Genomic DNA, 18,716 nt, shown 5'->3' with positions numbered 1-18,716 from the left:
GGCGACGCTCCACGCGGCCGACGTGGAAAAAAAAAAAAAAAAAAAAAACGCGGCCGTACCCGGGACGGGCGCAAAAGACGCCTGACCCCTCGTGCCCGTTTTCCGGCGCGCCCGGCGACTGGGAGGATCGGGGCCATGACCGACGACGCCACCCCTGACGCCGCCCCGCCCGCCGAGCCCACCTACTCCGGGGTGCGGCGCGGCCCGATGGCCGAGGGCGACTGGGTGCGGCTGCAGGACGCCAAGGGCCGCAAGCACAACATCCAGCTCGTGGCCGGCAAGGAGTTCTCGACCAAGAAGGGCCAGATCAAGCACGACGACCTGATCGGCCGGCCCGAGGGCATCATCGTCCGCTCCTCGCTCGACGGCGAGTACCAGGTCTTCCGCCCGCTGCTGAGCGAGTACGTGGTCTCGATGCCGCGCGGCGCGGCGATCATCTACCCCAAGGACGCGGCCCAGATCCTCGTCCAGGCCGACATCTTCCCCGGCGCCCACGTCGTCGAGGCCGGTGCCGGCTCAGGCAGCCTCAGCTCGTACCTGCTGCGCGCCATCGGCCCGCAGGGACGGCTGTCGTCGTACGAGATCCGCGAGGAGTTCGCCGAGACCGCCCGCAAGAACGTCCACCAGCTGCTGGGCGAGCACCCGGCGTGGAACCTGACCGTCGGCGACCTGCGCGAGGCGTGCACCGACACCGACGTCGACCGGTTCATCCTCGACATGGTCGACCCGTGGACGTGCGTCGACCTGGTCGCGACCGGCTGACGCCGGGCGGCATCGTCTGCGCCTACGTCGCGACGACCACGCAGATGTCGCTGTTCGTCGAGACGTCCGCGCGCACGGCGGGTTCACCGAGCCGCATGCGTTCGAGACGCTCACCCGCGACTGGCACCTGGAGGGCCTGGCGGTGCGTCCGGCCCACGGCGCCGGCGCGCACACGGCGTACCTCGTCACGACCCGGCGCATGGCGCCGGGGGAGCGCACGCTCGGCAAGACCCGGCGTCCGGCTCCCGGGGCCTACGGACCCGACTACAAGGGCCCGCGCCCCGAGGGCGTCTGAGCCGGCGGTGACGCGGTGACGCGGTTCGCCTAGCGGCGGGGCGCGTAGCGGCGGGCGACGACGCCGGAGCCCACGTCCTCGGTGCCGACGAGCTCGAGGTCGAGCGGCTCGGACAGTCCGTCCAGGAGGCGGGGCCCGGTCCCGTACACGCGCGGGTGGACGACCAGCTCGTACTCGTCGATCAGGCCCAGCTGCGCCAGCGCCGTCGGCAGCGTCACGCCGCCGGTGCGGAGCTCGTCGACGTCGTCCTTGAGGGCCCGCACCGCGGTGGCGAGGTCACCGCGCACGAGCTCGGAGCTCCAGTCCACGCTCTCGAGCGTGCTGGAGACGACGTACTTGCGTGCCGCGTCCATGACCCGGGCGAACGGCTGGGTCCACTCGGGCATCGCGTCGGACGCCGGAGGCCGCCACGCCTCCTCCATCATCTGGTAGGTGACGCGGCCGAGGAGGAGGGCGTCGGCTCGTGCGAGTCCCTCCATGGCGTGCCGGTGCAGCGCCTCGTCCGCCAGCGCGGACCGATGGTCGACGCAGCCGTCGAGGGTGACGTTGATCGAGTAGAGCAAGCGTCCCATGGCAGGACGGTAGACCGCGCGAGGTGCGTCAGACCGGCTCGAGGACCCGCGGTCGGAGCTTGACGTGGCGCACGTGGCGCAGGGGTCGCTGTTGCGGGTCGATCCTGGGTGGTGGGATCACCTCGACGACGCCGTCCTCGGCCAGCCTTGCCGTCCAGTCGCTGTCGTGCAGGAGATGGTGGTGGGCGAAGCAGAACAGTGCCCCGTTGTCGACGGATGTCTCGCCGCCCTCGCTCCATGGTCTGAGGTGGTGGGCCTCGCACCAGGCCGGTGGTCGGTCGCATCCCTTCCAGGAGCAGCCGCCGTCGCGCTTGGCCAAGGCGATGCGCTGGTTCCGGTCGTGCAACCGGTCGGCACGGCCGAGGTCGAGGAGCTGGGTGTCGCCGTTCAGGACCATCGGCAGGATGTTCGCGTTGCACGCGAGCCTGCGTGCCTGGCTGGCGCTGAGGTCGCAGCCGGTGCTCAGCGTGGCACGGGAGATGCGGTCGGTGAGGTCGTCGTAGTCGAGGTTCACCGTCACGGTGGCGGCCAGTCCGCCGGCCTGCGGGAACGCGTCCTGCGGCAGGTGCTCGATGAGCTCGCAGAACGCCTGGCCCATGCGCCTCGGGTGGTCGAGCCGGCCGATCTCGGTGTCGGAGTGATCGCCGTCCACGTCCCGGAACAGGGCATCGATCCGGCGCGGTGCCGAGAGTCCTTCGAGGACGGTGCGCAGCATGTCGGCCTGGACGTCCGGAAGAGCGCCGCGCACCCAGGTCAGCCCGTCGCCGCGGGGCGTGAACGTCACGTGCGTCTCGTCCCACGCCTGCTTCTCCTGCCGTTCGAGCTGTTCCCCGATCACTTCGTCGGCGGCCAACGGGTCGACGACCTCGACGATCCGATTCGCGAGACGCCGCAGGTCGTCGGCGGCGAACTCCTTGGCGTGGCCGAGCAACGTGGCCTCGGCGTCGTCGTGCTGCTCGGCCACGAACCACTCCGGAAGCCGATCGAGGGCGGTCAGGATGATGCTCGCCTGCTCGGTCGACACCTCACCGGACGCCCAAGCCTCCCGCGTCGCCAGACCCCGGGTCGCGTCGAGACGCGACAGCTTCACGAGCCGCGATGCCTCACGGCGGGCGATCCCGGTCTGATGCGCCAGCCAGGCCACCGTGGTGGCGTTGCCGTCCTCACGCGGAAGCGCCCGGTCCTCAGCGGCCCCGGCCATCCGGGCCGCGGTCTCGGTGAGACTCGCGATCGTCCGCTGGATCTCGACCGTTACAGTCCGCAGCTCCGCGTCCGAGAGCGACCACGCCTCGAGCTCGCGCAGTTCCCCGCGCAACCGCTCCAGCTGGTCGATCAGCATCCGAGACCCCCGTGTCGAACATTTGTTCTATCCTACCTCGGGGGTCCGACAAGAACCACCCGGAATCCCCAGGAATTCAGCGCTTTCTCGGACTGGACGGACCGGTTCCGACCAGCCCAAGAAGCGGCCGCGGGTGAGCCGACGAACCGAGCCGCGACCCACCCCCACCCCGTCGTCATCAGCCCCTCTGCCGACCACGCACCCAAGGCTCCTTCCGACGAGCCCAACGAGCGGGAACCACCGTCGACAACGCGCGGAACCCGCCCCTCCACCACCCCCACGCGACCCGCGCGCCGCGACACCGGACCGCAACGTCCGTGCAACGCGCTTGCTGGCTCGATCCTTGTAGGGTCGGGACAAGAGCCCAGGAGGTGCACGATGAGCGACCAGCAGCAGCCATCCGTCCACGCCCTCGAGCAGGAGGCGGCCCAGCTCCGCGCTGAGGTCGAGCACCTGCGTCACCGTGTCTCGCGCGACAGCGGCACCGACTCGCGCCTGCGCGAGCTGGAGCAGCGCCTGGCCACGACGGCCGCCCAGAACGAGCGCCTCGGCGCCACCCTGCGCGAGGCGCGCGACCAGATCGTCACGCTCAAGGAGGAGGTCGACCGGCTGGCGCAGCCGCCGACCGGGTTCGGCACCTTCCTGCAGGGCAACGACGACGAGACGGTCGACGTGTTCACCGGCGGGCGCAAGCTCCGCGTGAACGTCAGCCCGAACGTCGACCGCGAGGGCCTGCGCAAGGGCCAGGAGGTCATCCTCAACGAGGCGATGAACGTGGTCGCCGCCCTGGAGTTCGAGCAGACCGGCGACGTCGTCATGCTCAAGGAGCTGCTCGCCGACGGCGACCGCGCCCTCGTCCTCGGCAACGCCGACGAGGAGCGCATCGTCCGGCTGGCCGACTCGCTGCGCGACACCAAGCTGCGCGCCGGCGACTCGCTGCTCCTGGACGGCCGCTCGGGCTACGTCTACGAGCGCATCCCCAAGAGCGAGGTCGAGGAGCTCGTGCTCGAGGAGGTGCCCGACGTCGACTACGAGTCGATCGGTGGCCTGCGCGGGCAGATCGACTCGATCAAGGACGCCGTGGAGCTGCCCTACCTGCACCCGGACGTCTTCATCGAGCACGAGCTCAAGCCGCCGAAGGGCGTCCTGCTCTACGGGCCGCCCGGCTGCGGCAAGACGATGATCGCCAAGGCCGTCGCCGCGTCGCTGGCCAAGAAGGTCTCCGAGCGCACGGGGGAGGAGGGTCGCTCCTACTTCCTCAACATCAAGGGCCCCGAGCTGCTCAACAAGTACGTGGGCGAGACCGAGCGGCACATCCGTCTGGTCTTCCAGCGCGCTCGCGAGAAGGCCAGCGAGGGCACGCCGGTCATCGTCTTCTTCGACGAGATGGACTCGCTGTTCCGCACCCGCGGCTCGGGCGTCAGCTCGGACGTGGAGAACACGATCGTGCCGCAGCTGCTGAGCGAGATCGACGGCGTCGAGGGCCTGGAGAACGTCCTGGTCATCGGCGCGTCCAACCGCGAGGACATGATCGACCCGGCGATCCTGCGGCCCGGACGCCTGGACGTGAAGATCAAGATCGAGCGTCCCGACGCCGAGTCCGCGCGCGACATCTTCAGCAAGTACCTGCGCACGTCGCTGCCCCTGCACGCCGACGACCTGGCCGAGTGGGGCGGCGACCGCGAGGCGTGCGTCAACGGGATGATCCAGCGCGTGGTCGAGCACATGTACGCCGAGACCGAGGAGAACCAGTTCCTGGAGGTGACCTACGCCAACGGCGACAAGGAGGTCATGTACTTCAAGGACTTCAACTCCGGCGCGATGATCCAGAACATCGTCGACCGGGCGAAGAAGATGGCGATCAAGGACCTGCTCGACCACGGCGCCAAGGGCCTGCGCGTGCAGCACCTGCTGCAGGCGTGCGTCGACGAGTTCAAGGAGAACGAGGACCTGCCGAACACCACGAACCCGGACGACTGGGCCCGCATCTCGGGCAAGAAGGGCGAGCGGATCGTCTTCATCCGCACGCTCATCTCGGGCAAGGGCGGCAACGAGCCCGGACGCTCGATCGACACCGTCGCGAACACGGGGCAGTACCTCTGAGCACGATCACGCTGCGCGTCGGCGCCTACGACGACCCCGAGGTCGTGGCCATGACGCAGGAGGTCCAGGCCGAGTACGCCGTGCTGTACGGCGGCGACGGCGACACCGCACCCATCGCGGCCGACGAGTTCGTAGCGCCGAACGGGCACTTCGTCGTGGCCGAGGTCGACGGGGAGGCCGCCGCCATGGGCGGGTGGCGCCGCGGCGGACCCGAGCCCGGCGACGCCGAGATCAAGCGCATGTTCGTCCGCACGCGCTTCCGCCGGCGCGGCCTGTCGCGGCTCGTCCTGGCCGAGGTCGAGCGCACCGCCGCCGAGGCCGGCGTCCGTCGACTCGTGCTCGAGACCGGACAGCGCCAGCCCGAGGCGATCGCGCTGTACCGGGCCAGCGGGTACGAGGACGTCCCGCCGTTCGGCTACTACGCGGAGTCGCCCACGAGCGTCCCGCTCGGCAAGCTCCTGCCCCGGGGCTGACCTCGGTTGAACACGTTCAACCGTCTGTCGTACCCTCAAGTTGAACACGTTCAACCGAGGAGGTCCGCATGGCGCGCACGGGAGCGGAGACCCGCGAGCTGCTGGTGACGACGGCGCTGCGGCTGTTCCGCGAGCAGGGCTTCGACGGCACCACGATGCGCGCCATCGCGCGGGAGGCCGGCGTCTCGCTCGGCAACGCGTACCACTACTTCGCGGGCAAGGACGAGCTCGTCCAGGAGCTCTACCGCGTCGTGCAGGTCGAGCACCGCGACGCGACGCTGCCGAGGCTGGTCGCCGGCGCACCCCTGGCCGACAACCTGCGCACCACGCTGCACACCGGACTCGACGTCATGGCTCCGTACCACGCTTTCGGCCAGGCGTTCGTCCGCGTGGCGCTGCCCTCGTCGTCGTCCGCCAGCCCGTTCTCGGCCGAGTCGGCCGGGCCGCGCGAGATGGCGGTGGACCTCATGCGTCACGTCGTGCAGACCTCCGGCACCCGCGTGCCGGCCCGCCTGGCCGGACGGCTGCCCCACCTGCTGTGGCTGGCCTACCTGGGAGTGACGCTCCACTGGGTCAGCGACGGGTCGCCCGACCAGGCCCGGACCCGGCGCCTCGTCGACGGGCTCGCACCGGTCGTGGGCCGTGCCCTGTCCCTCTCGCGCCTGCCCGTCGCCCGCGGGCTCGTGGACGACGTCGTCACCCTGGCCACCGGGCTCGACGAGTCCGGCCGTCCCTCCGAGGAGAAGCGATGAACCGCACCGTCGTCCTGGCCGGAGCCTCCGGCTTCGTCGGTCGTCACCTGGCCGACTTCCACCAGCGAGCCGGTGCCCAGGTGCGCACCGTCGGCCGCGGCCCGACGGCCGACGCCGGCTGGGACGACCCGGACCGGCTCGTCGACGTGCTCGAGGGTGCCGACCTGCTCGTCAACCTCGCCGGGCGGTCGGTGAGCTGCCGCTACACGAAGCGCACCGCGGACGAGATCTTCTCCTCGCGGGTCCAGACCACCGCCGCCCTCGGGCGGGCCCTGGCCCGGTGCGCCGCGCCGCCGGAGCTGTGGGTCAACGCGAGCACCGGCACCATCTACCGCGACGCGCGGGACCGCCCCCAGGACGAGGTCGACGGCGAGATCGGCTCCGGCTTCTCGGTGTCGGTGGCGCAGGCCTGGGAGCGCGCCCTGCTCGACTCGCCCGCGCCCGTCCGCAAGGTCGCGCTGCGGATGTCGATCGTCCTGGGCCCGGGCGGGGGAGCGGTGAACCCGCTCATCGACCTGGCGCGGGTGGGCCTCGGCGGCCGGATGGGCGACGGCGGCCAGGTGTTCAGCTGGGCGCACGTCGACGACGTCGCCGGCGCGATCGAGCACCTGGTCGCGCACCCTGGGATCAGCGGCCCGGTGAACGTCGCCACGGAGGACCACGTCACCAACGCAGCGCTCATGGCCGCGGTGCGGCGGGCGGTCGGACGCCGCCACGGCGTGCCCACCCCGGCGTGGCTGCTCGAGCTCGGCGCCCGGGTCATCCGCACCGAGCCCGAGCTCGTGCTCAAGAGCCGCTGGGTGGACCCGCGGGTGCTGCGCGAGAGCGGGTACGTCTTCGCGCACCCCACGCTCGACGGCGCCCTGGCCGACGTGGTCGACCGGTCGCCACGGGGTCTTCTGCCCGTGCAGCTGGGGTAGTCGCGCCTAGGGTGGGCACATGAGCGTCCGACGGGTGCAGGGCAGCGAGGTGGAGTACGGCATCGCCGTGCAGGGACAGCCGCGCGCCAACCCGATGGTCGTGTCGACGCACCTGGTCAACTCCTACGCCGCCGCGCACGGCCTGACCCGCCGGGCCCGCTGGGACTTCGAGGAGGAGAGCCCGCTGCGCGACGCGCGTGGGTTCGACCTCTCGCGCGACGCCGCCGACCCGACGCAGCTCACCGACGAGGACCTCGGCCTGGCCAACATCATCCTCACCAACGGCGCGCGCCTGTACGTCGACCACGCGCACCCCGAGTACTCCAGCCCCGAGTGCACGAACCCGCTCGACGTGGCCCTGTGGGAGAAGGCCGGCGAGCTCGTCATGGGCCGGGGGGCCGAGCTGGCCGGTCGCATCCCCGGGCAGGCGCCGCTGCTGCTGTACAAGAACAACGTCGACAACAAGGGCGCCTCGTACGGCTCGCACGAGAACTACCTCATGGACCGTCAGGTGCCGTTCGACCGCATCGTGGCCCAGCTGACGCCGTTCTTCGTCTCGCGCCAGGTGGTCACCGGGGCCGGTCGCGTCGGCCGCAAGCAGGACGGCACCGAGAGCGGGTTCCAGCTCAGCCAGCGCGCCGACTACTTCGAGGTCAACGTCGGGCTGGAGACGACGCTCAAGCGGCCGATCATCAACACCCGCGACGAGCCGCACGCCGACGCCCGCAAGTACCGCCGCCTGCACGTCATCATCGGCGACGCGAACCTGTCCGAGACCGCGATCTACCTCAAGCACGGCACCACGTCGCTCGTCCTGGCCATGATCGAGGCCGGCTTCCTGGCCGACGTCCCGATCCTGGCCCGGCCGGTCACCGCGCTGCACGCGATCTCGTACGACCCGACGCTGCGCGTGGCCGTGCCGCTGGAGGACGGCGGCACCGTCACCGCCCTGCAGCTGCAGCGCTACTTCCTGGAGCAGGCGCAGAAGTTCGTCGCGGCCGAGGGCGGCGACGACATGACCGACGACGTGCTGCGCCGCTGGGACGACGTGCTGACCCGGCTCGAGCGCGACCCGATGGAGTGCCGCAGCGAGCTGGACTGGGTGGCGAAGCTGTCGCTGCTCGAGCGCTACCGCGAGCGCGACGGCCTGGACTGGGACCACGCGAAGCTGCACCTGGTCGACCTGCAGTACCACGACCTGCGGCCCGAGAAGGGGCTGTACCACCAGCTCGTCCGCACCGGCCGGATGCAGCGGCTGTTCACCGACGAGCAGGTGCGCGCCGCCGTCCAGGACCCGCCGGAGGACACCCGCGCGTACTTCCGCGGACGGTGCCTGGCCAAGTACTCGCGCGACATCGCCGCCGCGTCGTGGGACTCGGTCGTCTTCGACCTGCCCGGCCACGACTCGCTTCAGCGGGTGCCGACCATGGAGCCCCTGCGCGGCACGCGCGAGCACGTGGGGCAGCTGCTGGACGACTGCGACACCGCCGCCGAGCTGTTCCGCGCCCTCACCGGTCGCTGAGCGAAACGGCTCCGGGGCCGGCGTGGCGCCGCTAGGGTCGGCCGCGTGACCGAGCACTCCGAGACCACCACGTCGCCCCGCCGCGCCTGGCTCCGCCAGGCGTCCGAAGACCTCAGCGAGGTCGACTGGGCCAGCGGCTGGGTGTTCTACGTGCTGGCGGCCCTGATGGGAGCGATGTTCGTCGGCGACGGGTCGATCACCGTCAGCGACGCCACCTTCGGCATCGTCCCGGCGATGGTGACGGGCTGGCTGTGGCACCGTGACCACCTCGGCTGGTCCCTGCTCGTGGGCGCCCTCATGCTTGGTCTCGGCTTCGCGTCCGGGGCAGCGCCGGGCTCCTGGTGATCGACTAGGCCACGAACAGGCAGAACGGGTGCCCGGCCGGGTCGGCGTAGACGTACAGCGCCTCCTCCGGGTCGTCGGACTCGTCGCGCAGCAGCCGCGCACCGAGGCCGAGGATGCGCTCGTGCTCGGCGCGCATCGAGTCCAGGTCGGGCACCGTGAGGTCCAGGTGCAGCTGTTGGGGCACGCCGTCCTGCGGCCACGTCGACTCCGTCAGGCTCGGCACCTGCTGGAAGCAGACGCGGACGCCACCGTCCGGGGGCACCAGGGTCAGCCAGCCGTCGTCGGGGTCGGGCGTGCTGTCGCCGTCGCGGTACTCGTAGCCGAGCAGCTCGCGGTAGAACTCGGCGAGGGCGCTGGTGTCGGTCGTGTCGAGCACGACCTGGCGCAGGGACGCGCGGGCGTTCTGGGTCATGGGGACCACCTCCGCTGCGAGCGTCGCACGGCACGCCGACACCGGCACGCGATCCACCGAGCGCGCCTCCCCGTGCGTACTAGGGTGGCGACATGGCCGAGCAGCAGCACAGGAGCACCCGCAGGAGCACCGAGGACGACGTCCAGTCCGACGTCCCCGAGGTCGACGCCGAGCGCCGCGAGAAGCTCGACGACGACGTGGACGCGATCCTCGACGAGATCGACGACGTGCTGGAGGAGAACGCCGAGGAGTTCGTCCGCAGCTTCGTCCAGAAGGGTGGCGAGTAGATGCTGCCGGAGGAGTACCGCGCCGTCGGCAGCTCTTCGTTCGCAGACTTCCTCGCCTCCCGGGCACCCGACATGCTGCCGGCTGCCCGCTTCAACGGCGTGACCGAGCTCGAGGGCGTCACCCACGGCACGACGATCGTGGCCGCCACCTTCGAGGGCGGCGTCGTCATGGCCGGCGACCGCCGGGCCACGATGGGCAACGTCATCGCCCAGCGCGACATCCAGAAGGTCTTCCCGACCGACGAGTACTCGTGCGTCGGCATCGCCGGCACCGCGGGCATCGCGGTGGAGATGACCCGGCTGTTCCAGGTCGAGCTCGAGCACTACGAGAAGATCGAGGGCGCGACGCTGTCGACCGACGGCAAGGCCAACCGCCTGGCCGCGCTCATCCGCGGCAACCTCGGCATGGCCATGCAGGGCCTGGCCGTCGTGCCGCTGTTCGCCGGCTACGACCTCGACGCCGGCATCGGCCGCATCTTCGCCTTCGACGTCACGGGCAACAAGAACGAGGAGCGCACCTTCCACTCGGTCGGCTCGGGCTCGACGTTCGCTCGTGGCTCGCTGAAGAAGCTGTACCGCCCCGGCATGAGCGAGGCCGACGCCGTCATGGCCGTCGTCCAGGCGCTGTACGACGCCGCCGACGACGACACCGCCACCGGCGGCCCGGACCTCGCGCGGCGCATCTTCCCGCTCGTCTCGGTCATCACCGCCGACGGCTACCGGGCGTGGGACGAGTCGCAGACCGCGGCCGTCGCCGACCAGGTCATCGCGGCGCGCATGAGCGCGCCGGACGGCCCGCACGCCCCGCTGACCTGACGGCCGCCCGACGAGGAGACCTCCCATGACCGCACCGTTCTACGTCTCGCCCGAGCAGCTCATGAAGGACCGGGCGGACTTCGCCCGCAAGGGCATCTCGCGCGGCCGCAGCGTCGTCGTCGTGCAGTACGCCGACGGCATCCTGCTGGTCGCCGAGAACCCGTCCAAGGCGCTGCACAAGATCAGCGAGATCTACGACCACATCGGCTTCGCCGCCGTCGGCCGCTACAACGAGTTCGAGAACCTGCGCATCGCCGGCATCCGCCTGGCCGACGTCCGCGGCTACTCCTACGACCGGCGCGACGTGACCGGGCGCAGCCTGGCCAACGCGTACGCCCAGACGCTCGGCACGATCTTCTCCTCCGGCGCGGAGAAGCCCTACGAGGTGGAGCTGTTCGTCGCCGAGGTCGGGCACGCGCCCGAGGACGACCAGGTCTACCGCCTGACCTACGACGGCTCGGTGGCCGACGTCCAGGGCTATGGCGTCATGGGCGGCCAGAACGAGCTGGTCGAGGCGCACCTGGGGGAGCACTACACCGCCGGGCTCGACCTGGCCGCGGCCCTCCGGCTCGCCGCCGCCGCGCTCGGCGCCGACAGCACCCCCGGCCCGCTCCGTGACCGCCGAGTCGCTGGAGGTGGCCGTGCTCGACCGCACGCGCACGCAGCCGCGCAAGTTCAAGCGCCTGCTCGACGCGCAGGTGGCCGCCGCGCTCCAGGGCTGAGCCCGGCTGAGTCGGGCGTCACGTCCGGCTCAGGAATCGCTGCTCCACGCCGATCGTTCTCCCGCTGGGCCGGTTCGGGCCCGGCAGGCGTATCTCGGGGACGTGGACGATGGGTGCAGGGGTTCTCCAGCGAGCCGTGGGGCTCGTGATCGTGGGCATGGCCGCGCTGGCCGGCGGCCTGCTGTGGCTGCTCGTGGCGGCCGGGGGGCCGCGCGACTGGGACGAGCCCACCACGGGCGTCGTCCTGGGCGCCTGGCACGTGCTCTACGACACCGCGGCGCCGTCCACCCGCGAGCTCGTGGCCGCCGTCGTCGTCGCCGTGCTCGCCGCGGCCGGCGTGGCCCTGCTGGAGAAGCGCATCGCCGACCGGGCCCGCCGATCGGACGACCCGGGCGCCCTGCCGCTGGCGCCGAAGGTCGTCATGGCCGAGACCCGCGGACGCTTCGACGGTCCCGTCACCGTCACCGTGCTGATCCCGGCGCACGACGAGGCCGCGTCCATCGGGCAGACCATCGACTCCCTGCTCGCCCAGTCGCGCCGGCCCGACCGCGTCGTCGTGGTGGCCGACAACTGCTCCGACGCCACCGTCGAGATCGCTCGGGCCCACGGCGCCGAGGTGCGCGAGTCGGTCGACAACGCCGACAAGAAGGCCGGCGCGCTGAACCAGGCGCTGCGCGACCTCGTCCCCGGCCTGGGCGACAACGACACGGTCATGGTCATGGACGCCGACACGGTGCTGGACGACGGCTTCCTGGAGGCGGCCGTGCGGCGGTTCACCGACGACCGCGCGCTCATGGCCGTCGGCGGGCTGTTCCACGGCGACGAGGGCGGGGGACTGATCGGCCAGTTCCAGCGCAACGAGTACATCCGCTACTCCCGCGAGATGGACCGCCGTCGCGGACGGGTGCTCGTCCTGACCGGCACGGCGTCGATCTTCCGGGCCCGGCCTGCGCACCATCGCCGCCAGCCGGGGCCGGACGCTGCCCGGCCGCCCCGGCGACGTGTACGACACCGCCGCCCTGACCGAGGACAACGAGATCACCATCGCGCTCAAGTCGCTGGGCGGCCTCATGATCTCGCCGGCGCAGTGCACCGTCGTCACCGAGATCATGCCGACCTGGTCGGACCTGTGGCGCCAGCGCCTGCGCTGGCAGCGCGGCGCCCTGGAGAACCTGGGCGCCTACGGCGTCACCCCGCAGACCTTCCGGTACTGGTGCCAGCAGCTCGGCATCGGCTACGGCGTCGTGGCGCTGACCGCCTACCTCGTGCTCATCGCCCTCATGCTCGTGTCGCTCGACACGTGGATCTGGTTCCCGTTCTGGATCGGCCTGGGCGCGGTCTTCACGCTCGAGCGGGTGGTCACCGTCTGGCACGGCGGCTGGCGCGCCCGGCTGCTCGCGCTCACCCTGCTGCCCGAGCTGGTCTACGCGAGCTTCCTGAACGTCGTCTACGTCAAGGGCGTCGTCGACATCTCGCTGGGCCGCACGGCGACCTGGAACCACGTCCGGCACGAGCCGGACGCACCGTCCGACCGCGCGCTGGAGGTCGTCGCGTGAGCCCGCTGTCGCAGGGCGTCCTGCTGCCCGAGGCCACCGTGCACACCGGGTGGTTCGCGGTCCTCGCGGCGTTCGTCGCCATCAACACCGTCATGTACGTGGTCCTGGCCGTCGCCAAGACGCTGCCCAAGGTCTACCCCTCGGACTGGGTGGGCTCGCGGGCCCGGCGGGCCGAGTCGCGCAGCATCCACCCCGAGGACCGGGCCGACCCGGACGCGGCGCCGACGTCCCACCGCTGAGATCACCTGGCGCGACCTGGGACGCGGACTAGGGTTCTTGACATGGACCGGCGGATCTTCGGGATCGAGAACGAGTACGGGGTCACCTGCTCGTTCAAGGGTCAGCGCCGTCTGTCGCCCGACGAGGTCGCGCGCTACCTGTTCCGGCGCGTCGTCTCGTGGGGCCGCAGCAGCAACGTCTTCCTCAAGAACGGCGCCCGGCTGTACCTGGACGTCGGCAGCCACCCCGAGTACGCCACCCCCGAGTGCGACGACATCGTCGACCTGGTCACGCACGACCGCGCGGGGGAGCGGATCCTCGAGGGCCTGATGCTCGACGCGCAGAACCGGCTCGCCGAGGACGGCGTCGAGGGCGACATCTACCTGTTCAAGAACAACACCGACTCGGCCGGCAACTCCTACGGCTGCCACGAGAACTACCTCGTCGGCCGGCAGGGCGAGTTCAGCCGCCTGGCCGACGTCCTCATCCCGTTCCTCGTGACCCGGCAGATCATCGTCGGCGCCGGCAAGGTGCAGCAGACGCCGCGCGGCACGATCTACTCGGTCAGCCAGCGGGCCGAGCACATCTGGGAGGGCGTCTCGAGCGCCACCACGCGGTCGCGCCCGATCATCAACACCCGCGACGAGCCGCACGCGGACGCCGAGCGGTACCGCCGCCTGCACGTGATCGTCGGCGACTCGAACATGAGCGAGACGACCACCATGCTCAAGGTCGCCTCGACCGACCTGGTGCTGCGGATGATCGAGGCCGGCGTCCCCATGCGCGACATGACGCTGGAGAACCCGATCCGGGCCATCCGCGAGATCGCCCACGACCTGACCGGACGCCGCAAGGTGCAGCTCGCGAACGGACGCGAGCTGTCCGCGCTGGAGATCCAGGCCGAGTACTTCGCCAAGGCCGCCGACTTCGTCGACCGCACCGGCGTCTCGTCCCCGACCCTGCTGCGGGCCCTGGACCTGTGGGAGCGCACGCTCAAGGCGGTCGAGTCCGAGGACCTGTCGCTCGTCGAGCGCGAGATCGACTGGGTGATCAAGCTGCGCCTGCTCGAGCACTACCGCAGCACCCACGGGCTGGCCTGGTCCGACGCCCGCGTCGCCCAGCTCGACCTGGCCTACCACGACATCCGCCGCGACCGGGGCCTGTTCCACCTGCTCGAGCGGCGCGGCTCGGTCGCCCGGGTCACCCGCGACCTGGACGTCTTCACCGCCAAGAGCGTGCCGCCGCAGACCACGCGCGCCCGGCTGCGCGGGGAGTTCATCAAGCGCGCGCAGGAGCGTCGGCGCGACTTCACCGTCGACTGGGTGCACCTCAAGCTCAACGACCAGGCCCAGCGCACGGTGCTGTGCAAGGACCCGTTCCGGGCCCACGACGAGCGCGTCCAGAAGCTCATCGACGGCATGTGAGGGGCTGCCGGCGACACACAGCCGGCTGTCAGCGTCCTCTTGGGCTTCGTCGCTAGGGTGGGGGAGGTTTCCCGTCCTCTGGAGGTACTTCGTGCGCCGTCTTCTCGCCCTGGCTCTCGGGTCGATGCTCGTCCTGTCCGGCTGCGGCGGTGGTGACGACTCCGGCTCCGAGGCGCTGTCCGACGTCAAGGTCAGCGGCGCGGCCGGCAAGGAGCCGAAGCTCGAGGTCGAGAAGGGCTTCGAGGTCGACACGACCTCCACGAAGGTCATCGAGGAGGGCGACGGCGACGAGCTCAAGGACGGCGACGTCGTCAAGCTCAGCTACGTCGCCTACAACGGGCGCACGGCCAAGGAGGTCGACAACTCCTGGAAGGCCGACCAGCGGCTGGTCGCCACGCTGAAGGAGGGCTCGATCCTCAGCGGCTTCGTCAAGGGCCTCACCGGCCAGAAGGTCGGCAGCCGCGTGCTCGTCGGCATCCCGCCCAAGGACGGCTTCGGCCAGGACAACGCCCAGCTCGACCTGAAGAAGGACGACTCGATGGTGTTCGTCTTCGACGTGCTGCAGAAGCTGCCCACCGAGGCCAGCGGCACCGCGCAGAAGGTGCCGGCCACGGTGCCGGCCGTCCAGCTCGACGCCGACGGCCACCCGAAGGGCTTCAAGGCGACCAAGAAGACGCCCAAGAAGGTCACCAAGCAGGCCGCCTACGTCGCGATCGAGGGCGACGGCCCCAAGGTCGAGGCCAAGCAGACGATCACGATCCACTACACCGGCCAGGTGTACCCGAGCGGCGAGATCTTCGACGAGTCGTGGTCCAAGGGCACGCCGTTCACCAGCACCATCGGCACCGGCCAGCTCATCCCGTGCTGGGACCAGCTGATCGGCCAGACCGTCGGCAGCCGCGTGCTGCTCGTGTGCCCGGCCGACACCGCGTACGGCGACCAGGGCCAGGGCGCCATCAAGCCGGGCGACACGCTGCAGTTCGCAGTGGACGTGCTCGACGCCGACTGACATCCTGCGGTCATGGTGGCGCGCAAGACCGAGCGGTTGATGAACCTGGTCATCGCGCTCCTCGTCTCACGGCAGTACCTCACGAAGGACCGGATCCGTCAGGTGGTCGAGGGCTACCGCGACCAGTCCGGCGAGGCCTTCGACCGCATGTTCGAGCGCGACAAGGACGAGCTGCGCGAGATCGGCATCGTCATCGAGACCGGGTCGTACGACCCGTTGTTCGAGGACGAGGTCGGCTACCGCATCAGCCGCGGCGACTACGAGCTCGGTGACATCGACCTGACGCCCGAGGAGGCCGCCGTGGTGGGCCTGGCCGGACGCGTATGGGAGCACGCCGGGCTGGCGGGGGAGTCGGGCCAGGCGCTGGTCAAGCTCAAGGCCGCCGGCATCGACGTCGACGACCGGGTGCTGTCGATGGTCGAGCCCCGCCTCTCGGCCAACGAGCCGTCGTTCGACGCCGTCTGGGACGCCTCGACCCGGCGCGTGCCGGTGTCCTTCGACTACCAGCGTCCGGGCCAGGAGCCCTCGACGCGGCACGTGCAGCCGTGGGGCGTCCTGTCGTGGCACGGCCGCTGGTACCTGGCCGGCTTCGACGTCGACCGCGACGCCCCGCGCGTCTTCCGGCTCACCCGCGTCGTCGGCGACGTGCGGCTCACCGGCCGCCGGCTCGTACGAGGTGCCGGCCGACCTGGACCTCAAGGCGCTCGCGCACGAGCTGTTCCCCGCCCCTGCGCTGGAGCCCGCCCGCCTGCGGGTGCGCAAGGGCGCGGCAACTCGCTGCGCCGCACCGCGCAGCGCACCACCCCGGTCGACGCCGAGTGGGACGAGGTGCTCGTCTCGTACGCGTCCCCGTGGGAGCTGGCCAGCGAGGCCGCGTCGTTCGGCGCGGACGTCGTGGTGCTCGAGCCCGCCGAGGTGCGCGAGCAGACGATCGCCCGGCTGCGTGCGGCGGCGGGAGTCACCCCGTGAGCGGCGGGTCGTCGCGCGACCAGCTGGCGCGCATGCTCACCCTGGTCCCGTACCTGCAGAGCCGTGACGGCATCCCGGTCAAGCAGGTCGCGGCCGACTTCGGCGTCAGCACCAAGCAGATCGTCAAGGACCTCAACGTGCTGTGGTTCTGCGGCCTGCCGCAGGCGATGCCCGGCGAGATGATCGACGTCGACATGGACGCCCTCGAGCTCGACGGCATCGTGCGCATCGACAACGCCGAGTACCTCGACCGGCCGCTGCGCCTGGACCGCGGCGAGGCCGCCGCGCTCATCGTCGCCCTGCGCACCCTGCGGGCGTCCTCGACCCAGGCCCAGTCCGACGTGATCGACGGCGTGCTGGCCAAGCTCGAGGCGCTCGTGGGCGAGCTCGCCACGTCGCCGGCGCACGTGCACGTCGAGGAGGCCGACCCGGTCGTCCAGGACACCCTCACCCGGGCCCTGGCCGCCCGCGAGTGCGTCCGCATCACCTACGCCACGCCGGCCCGCGACGAGGTCACCGAGCGCACGATCGAGCCGCTGCGCCTGTTCGCCGCCCAGGGACGCCGCTTCGTCGAGGCCTGGTGCCGCCGGGTCGACGACCTGCGCACCTTCCGGCTCGACCGCATCGAGACGGCCGAGCCGACCGGCGAGCACTACGAGCCGCGCGAGGTCGCGCCGGAGGCGATGTCCGAGGGCACGTTCCGGGTCGGCGACGACACGCCGTCGGCCGTCCTGGACCTGCGCCCGGACGCCCACTGGCTGACCGAGTACTACGACGTGGAGCGCCTGGGCCAGCCCGAGCCCGACGTCGTGCGCATCCGGCTGCACGGCAGCACGACCGAGTGGCTGCGCCGCCTCGTGCTGCGCAACGGCGGCGCGGTGCGCGTCGTCGAGCCCGCCGACCTGGCCGACGAGGTGCGCGCGACCGCTGCCCGTGCCCTGGCCGCGTACGATGAAGACACGTCCCCCCACGAGGAGAGCTGACATGCGGAACATTGGCCCGACGGAGATCCTGCTGATCCTGGCGGTGGTCGTGCTGCTGTTCGGCGCGAAGAAGCTCCCCGAGCTGGCGCGCGGCTCCGGCCGGGCGCTGCGCATCTTCAAGTCCGAGGTGCGCGGCCTGGAGGAGGACGACAAGCGTCACGAGTCGGCCCAGCACGACGCGGCCCGGCACGAGGCCATCGACCCGCTCGAGGTCGACAAGAAGACCGACCGCCCGTAGGTGGGGCTGTTCAAGCGCCGCCCGGCCTACCCGCCGGGCGGCACCATGACGCTGGTCGAGCACCTCGCCGAGCTGCGCTCCCGGCTGTTCCGCTCGGTGCTGGCCATCGCCGTCGGCACGGTGATCGGCTGGTTCCTCTTCCCGCAGGTGCTGGACCTGCTCACCGACCCGTACGAGAACGGCATCGCGCCGCTGCTCCGGGAGCAGGGCCTGGAGGCCACGCTCGCCATCACCGGCGTCGGCGGGGCGCTGCAGTTCCAGCTCAAGATCTCGCTCATCGTCGGGCTCGTCATCTCCAGCCCGGTGTGGTTCTGGCAGATCTGGGCGTTCGTCCTGCCCGCGATGCACAAGCACGAGAAGAAGTGGGCGGTGCTGCTCACCGGCACCGGCGTGCCGCTCTTCCTGGCCGGGGTCGGCGGCGGCTACCTCGTGCTCCCCAAGGGCATCGAGGTGCTGCTCGGCTTCGTCCCGCAGGGCTGGGAGTCGCTCCTCACGGCCGGGGAGTACCTGGACTTCGTCACCCGCATGCTGCTGGTGTTCGGCCTGGCCGCGGAGATCCCGCTGGTGGTCATCCTGCTCAACCGCATCGGCGCGGTCAGCCACCGGGCCCTCGTCCGGGCGCGACCGTGGATCGTCATCGCCATCTTCGTCTTCGCGGCGGTGGCGACCCCGACCACGGACCCGGTCACGATGATCCTGCTCGCCGCCCCGATGACGGTGCTGTACTTCATCGCCGAGGTCGTCACGCTGTTCACCGACCGGCGCCGTGCCCGCGACCAGGACCAGTGGTCCGACGACGAGGCCTCGCCGCTCTAGGGTGAGCGCCATGCGTCTCGCCGTCGTCGTCAACCCGCACTCCGGACGCCAGCAGGGCGACCGCGTCGCGGGGGAGGCGGCCGCGCTGCTCGGGCGGCTCGGCCACACCGTCGTCGTCTGCCGGGGGCGTCCGCCGCCGGAGACCGCGAGCGCTGCGCGACGAGCTGCTGGCCGCGCACCCC

22 protein-coding genes and 1 pseudogene are annotated in these 18,716 nt (G+C 71.3%); 20 read left to right on the top strand and 3 right to left on the bottom strand.

The window, feature by feature from the left end; genetic code table 11:
* Together AC2W7G_RS01840 and AC2W7G_RS01835 are read left to right on the top strand one after the other, a co-directional pair.
* A partial coding sequence (locus AC2W7G_RS01840; RefSeq protein ID WP_485866932.1) for a tRNA (adenine-N1)-methyltransferase occupies nucleotides 1–762 on the top strand: 762 nt, incomplete at its 5' end.
* A 142-nt stretch (nucleotides 763–904) separates the two neighbouring features.
* Nucleotides 905–1,057 carry a hypothetical protein gene (locus tag AC2W7G_RS01835; protein ID WP_485866931.1) on the top strand — a complete coding sequence of 51 codons (153 nt, stop codon included), beginning with the start codon at nucleotides 905–907 and terminating at the stop codon, nucleotides 1,055–1,057.
* A 29-nt stretch (nucleotides 1,058–1,086) separates the two neighbouring features.
* On the opposite strand, the gene AC2W7G_RS01830 is transcribed toward AC2W7G_RS01835, so the two are convergent.
* The gene (locus AC2W7G_RS01830) at nucleotides 1,087–1,629 is read right to left on the bottom strand and encodes a dihydrofolate reductase family protein (protein ID WP_485866930.1); all 543 of its coding nucleotides are present in this window, start codon (nucleotides 1,627–1,629) and stop codon (nucleotides 1,087–1,089) included.
* A gap of 28 nt (nucleotides 1,630–1,657) precedes the next feature.
* Entirely contained in the window at nucleotides 1,658–2,968 is a 1,311-nt protein-coding gene (locus AC2W7G_RS01825; protein ID WP_485866929.1) for an HNH endonuclease signature motif containing protein, read from the bottom strand.
* Nucleotides 2,969–3,346: 378 nt separating this feature from the next.
* On the opposite strand from AC2W7G_RS01825, the gene arc reads away from it, so the two are divergent.
* The 6 genes from arc to AC2W7G_RS01795 all read left to right on the top strand — a co-directional run bounded on the left by arc (nucleotide 3,347) and on the right by AC2W7G_RS01795 (nucleotide 9,083).
* On the top strand, nucleotides 3,347–5,071 hold the full coding sequence (arc, locus tag AC2W7G_RS01820; RefSeq protein ID WP_485866928.1) for a proteasome ATPase: 1,725 nt from the start codon (nucleotides 3,347–3,349) through the stop codon (nucleotides 5,069–5,071).
* A 50-nt stretch (nucleotides 5,072–5,121) separates the two neighbouring features.
* A complete protein-coding gene (locus AC2W7G_RS01815) occupies nucleotides 5,122–5,544 on the top strand; it encodes a GNAT family N-acetyltransferase (RefSeq protein WP_485866927.1) in 423 nt (140 codons plus the stop codon).
* Nucleotides 5,545–5,612: 68 nt separating this feature from the next.
* Entirely contained in the window at nucleotides 5,613–6,296 is a 684-nt protein-coding gene (locus tag AC2W7G_RS01810) for a TetR/AcrR family transcriptional regulator (protein ID WP_485866926.1), read from the top strand.
* Complete coding sequence (locus tag AC2W7G_RS01805; protein WP_485866925.1) at nucleotides 6,293–7,216, top strand: TIGR01777 family oxidoreductase; 924 nt, start codon at nucleotides 6,293–6,295, stop codon at nucleotides 7,214–7,216. The genes AC2W7G_RS01810 and AC2W7G_RS01805 overlap by 4 nt, the downstream gene beginning before the upstream one ends.
* 19 nt (nucleotides 7,217–7,235) lie before the next feature.
* Nucleotides 7,236–8,738, top strand: a complete 1,503-nt coding sequence (gene dop, locus AC2W7G_RS01800) for a depupylase/deamidase Dop (protein WP_485866924.1) — start codon at nucleotides 7,236–7,238, stop codon at nucleotides 8,736–8,738.
* Between the two features lie 45 nt (nucleotides 8,739–8,783).
* Entirely contained in the window at nucleotides 8,784–9,083 is a 300-nt protein-coding gene (locus AC2W7G_RS01795; protein ID WP_485866923.1) for a hypothetical protein, read from the top strand.
* A gap of 4 nt (nucleotides 9,084–9,087) precedes the next feature.
* On the opposite strand, the gene AC2W7G_RS01790 is transcribed toward AC2W7G_RS01795, so the two are convergent.
* A complete protein-coding gene (locus AC2W7G_RS01790) occupies nucleotides 9,088–9,495 on the bottom strand; it encodes a VOC family protein (protein WP_485866922.1) in 408 nt (135 codons plus the stop codon).
* 92 nt (nucleotides 9,496–9,587) lie between these two features.
* Between AC2W7G_RS01790 and AC2W7G_RS01785 the strand changes: the two genes are divergently transcribed.
* The 12 genes and pseudogenes from AC2W7G_RS01785 to tatC all read left to right on the top strand — a co-directional run bounded on the left by AC2W7G_RS01785 (nucleotide 9,588) and on the right by tatC (nucleotide 18,534).
* A complete protein-coding gene (locus tag AC2W7G_RS01785; protein WP_485866921.1) occupies nucleotides 9,588–9,782 on the top strand; it encodes a ubiquitin-like protein Pup in 195 nt (64 codons plus the stop codon).
* Nucleotides 9,783–10,598 (top strand): proteasome subunit beta, encoded by an 816-nt coding sequence (prcB, locus tag AC2W7G_RS01780; protein ID WP_485866920.1) that lies wholly within the window; start codon nucleotides 9,783–9,785, stop codon nucleotides 10,596–10,598.
* 25 nt (nucleotides 10,599–10,623) lie between these two features.
* Nucleotides 10,624–11,469 (top strand): proteasome subunit alpha, encoded by an 846-nt coding sequence (prcA, locus tag AC2W7G_RS01775; protein WP_485866919.1) that lies wholly within the window; start codon nucleotides 10,624–10,626, stop codon nucleotides 11,467–11,469.
* A pseudogene (locus AC2W7G_RS01770) lies at nucleotides 11,430–12,212 on the top strand (glycosyltransferase family 2 protein); the annotation flags it as partial. The gene prcA and the pseudogene AC2W7G_RS01770, both read left to right, overlap by 40 nt.
* A 109-nt stretch (nucleotides 12,213–12,321) precedes the next feature.
* Nucleotides 12,322–12,876: a glycosyltransferase family 2 protein gene (locus AC2W7G_RS01765; protein ID WP_485866918.1), complete on the top strand. Its 555-nt coding sequence runs from the start codon at nucleotides 12,322–12,324 to the stop codon at nucleotides 12,874–12,876.
* Nucleotides 12,873–13,115, top strand: a complete 243-nt coding sequence (locus AC2W7G_RS01760; RefSeq protein ID WP_485866933.1) for a hypothetical protein — start codon at nucleotides 12,873–12,875, stop codon at nucleotides 13,113–13,115. Before AC2W7G_RS01765 ends, AC2W7G_RS01760 begins: the two co-directional genes overlap by 4 nt.
* A 42-nt stretch (nucleotides 13,116–13,157) precedes the next feature.
* Nucleotides 13,158–14,519 (top strand): Pup--protein ligase, encoded by a 1,362-nt coding sequence (gene pafA / locus AC2W7G_RS01755; protein ID WP_485866917.1) that lies wholly within the window; start codon nucleotides 13,158–13,160, stop codon nucleotides 14,517–14,519.
* A gap of 91 nt (nucleotides 14,520–14,610) precedes the next feature.
* Entirely contained in the window at nucleotides 14,611–15,528 is a 918-nt protein-coding gene (locus AC2W7G_RS01750) for an FKBP-type peptidyl-prolyl cis-trans isomerase (protein ID WP_485866916.1), read from the top strand.
* 12 nt (nucleotides 15,529–15,540) lie between these two features.
* Entirely contained in the window at nucleotides 15,541–16,497 is a 957-nt protein-coding gene (locus AC2W7G_RS01745; protein ID WP_485866915.1) for a helix-turn-helix transcriptional regulator, read from the top strand.
* Nucleotides 16,380–17,480, top strand: coding sequence for a helix-turn-helix transcriptional regulator (locus AC2W7G_RS01740; protein ID WP_485866914.1), 1,101 nt, complete (start codon nucleotides 16,380–16,382; stop codon nucleotides 17,478–17,480). Before AC2W7G_RS01745 ends, AC2W7G_RS01740 begins: the two co-directional genes overlap by 118 nt.
* Before the next feature lies 1 nt (nucleotide 17,481).
* On the top strand, nucleotides 17,482–17,718 hold the full coding sequence (tatA, locus tag AC2W7G_RS01735) for a Sec-independent protein translocase subunit TatA (RefSeq protein ID WP_485866913.1): 237 nt from the start codon (nucleotides 17,482–17,484) through the stop codon (nucleotides 17,716–17,718).
* Entirely contained in the window at nucleotides 17,719–18,534 is an 816-nt protein-coding gene (tatC, locus tag AC2W7G_RS01730; RefSeq protein ID WP_485866912.1) for a twin-arginine translocase subunit TatC, read from the top strand. It abuts the gene before it with no gap.
* Nucleotides 18,535–18,716: the final 182 nt, after the last annotated feature.

Source organism: Aeromicrobium sp. PFPM2_SD2, assembly GCF_057364525.1.
The sequence above is the reverse complement of the archived record's forward strand: the minus strand, read 5'-3'. Positions and strand labels throughout refer to the sequence as shown.

What these genes read in the sequence shown, in the direction of transcription:
- tatA (WP_485866913.1), top strand. Translation starts at nt 17,482, where the DNA reads ATGCGGAACATTGGCCCGACGGAGATCCTGCTGATCCTGGCGGTGGTC.
- AC2W7G_RS01810 (WP_485866926.1), top strand. Translation starts at nt 5,613, where the DNA reads ATGGCGCGCACGGGAGCGGAGACCCGCGAGCTGCTGGTGACGACGGCG.
- dop (WP_485866924.1), top strand. Translation starts at nt 7,236, where the DNA reads ATGAGCGTCCGACGGGTGCAGGGCAGCGAGGTGGAGTACGGCATCGCC.
- AC2W7G_RS01745 (WP_485866915.1), top strand. Translation starts at nt 15,541, where the DNA reads ATGGTGGCGCGCAAGACCGAGCGGTTGATGAACCTGGTCATCGCGCTC.
- AC2W7G_RS01825 (WP_485866929.1), bottom strand. Translation starts at nt 2,968, where the DNA reads ATGCTGATCGACCAGCTGGAGCGGTTGCGCGGGGAACTGCGCGAGCTC.
- prcA (WP_485866919.1), top strand. Translation starts at nt 10,624, where the DNA reads ATGACCGCACCGTTCTACGTCTCGCCCGAGCAGCTCATGAAGGACCGG.
- AC2W7G_RS01815 (WP_485866927.1), top strand. Translation starts at nt 5,122, where the DNA reads ATGACGCAGGAGGTCCAGGCCGAGTACGCCGTGCTGTACGGCGGCGAC.
- AC2W7G_RS01805 (WP_485866925.1), top strand. Translation starts at nt 6,293, where the DNA reads ATGAACCGCACCGTCGTCCTGGCCGGAGCCTCCGGCTTCGTCGGTCGT.
- AC2W7G_RS01830 (WP_485866930.1), bottom strand. Translation starts at nt 1,629, where the DNA reads ATGGGACGCTTGCTCTACTCGATCAACGTCACCCTCGACGGCTGCGTC.
- AC2W7G_RS01785 (WP_485866921.1), top strand. Translation starts at nt 9,588, where the DNA reads ATGGCCGAGCAGCAGCACAGGAGCACCCGCAGGAGCACCGAGGACGAC.
- prcB (WP_485866920.1), top strand. Translation starts at nt 9,783, where the DNA reads ATGCTGCCGGAGGAGTACCGCGCCGTCGGCAGCTCTTCGTTCGCAGAC.
- arc (WP_485866928.1), top strand. Translation starts at nt 3,347, where the DNA reads ATGAGCGACCAGCAGCAGCCATCCGTCCACGCCCTCGAGCAGGAGGCG.
- AC2W7G_RS01790 (WP_485866922.1), bottom strand. Translation starts at nt 9,495, where the DNA reads ATGACCCAGAACGCCCGCGCGTCCCTGCGCCAGGTCGTGCTCGACACG.
- pafA (WP_485866917.1), top strand. Translation starts at nt 13,158, where the DNA reads ATGGACCGGCGGATCTTCGGGATCGAGAACGAGTACGGGGTCACCTGC.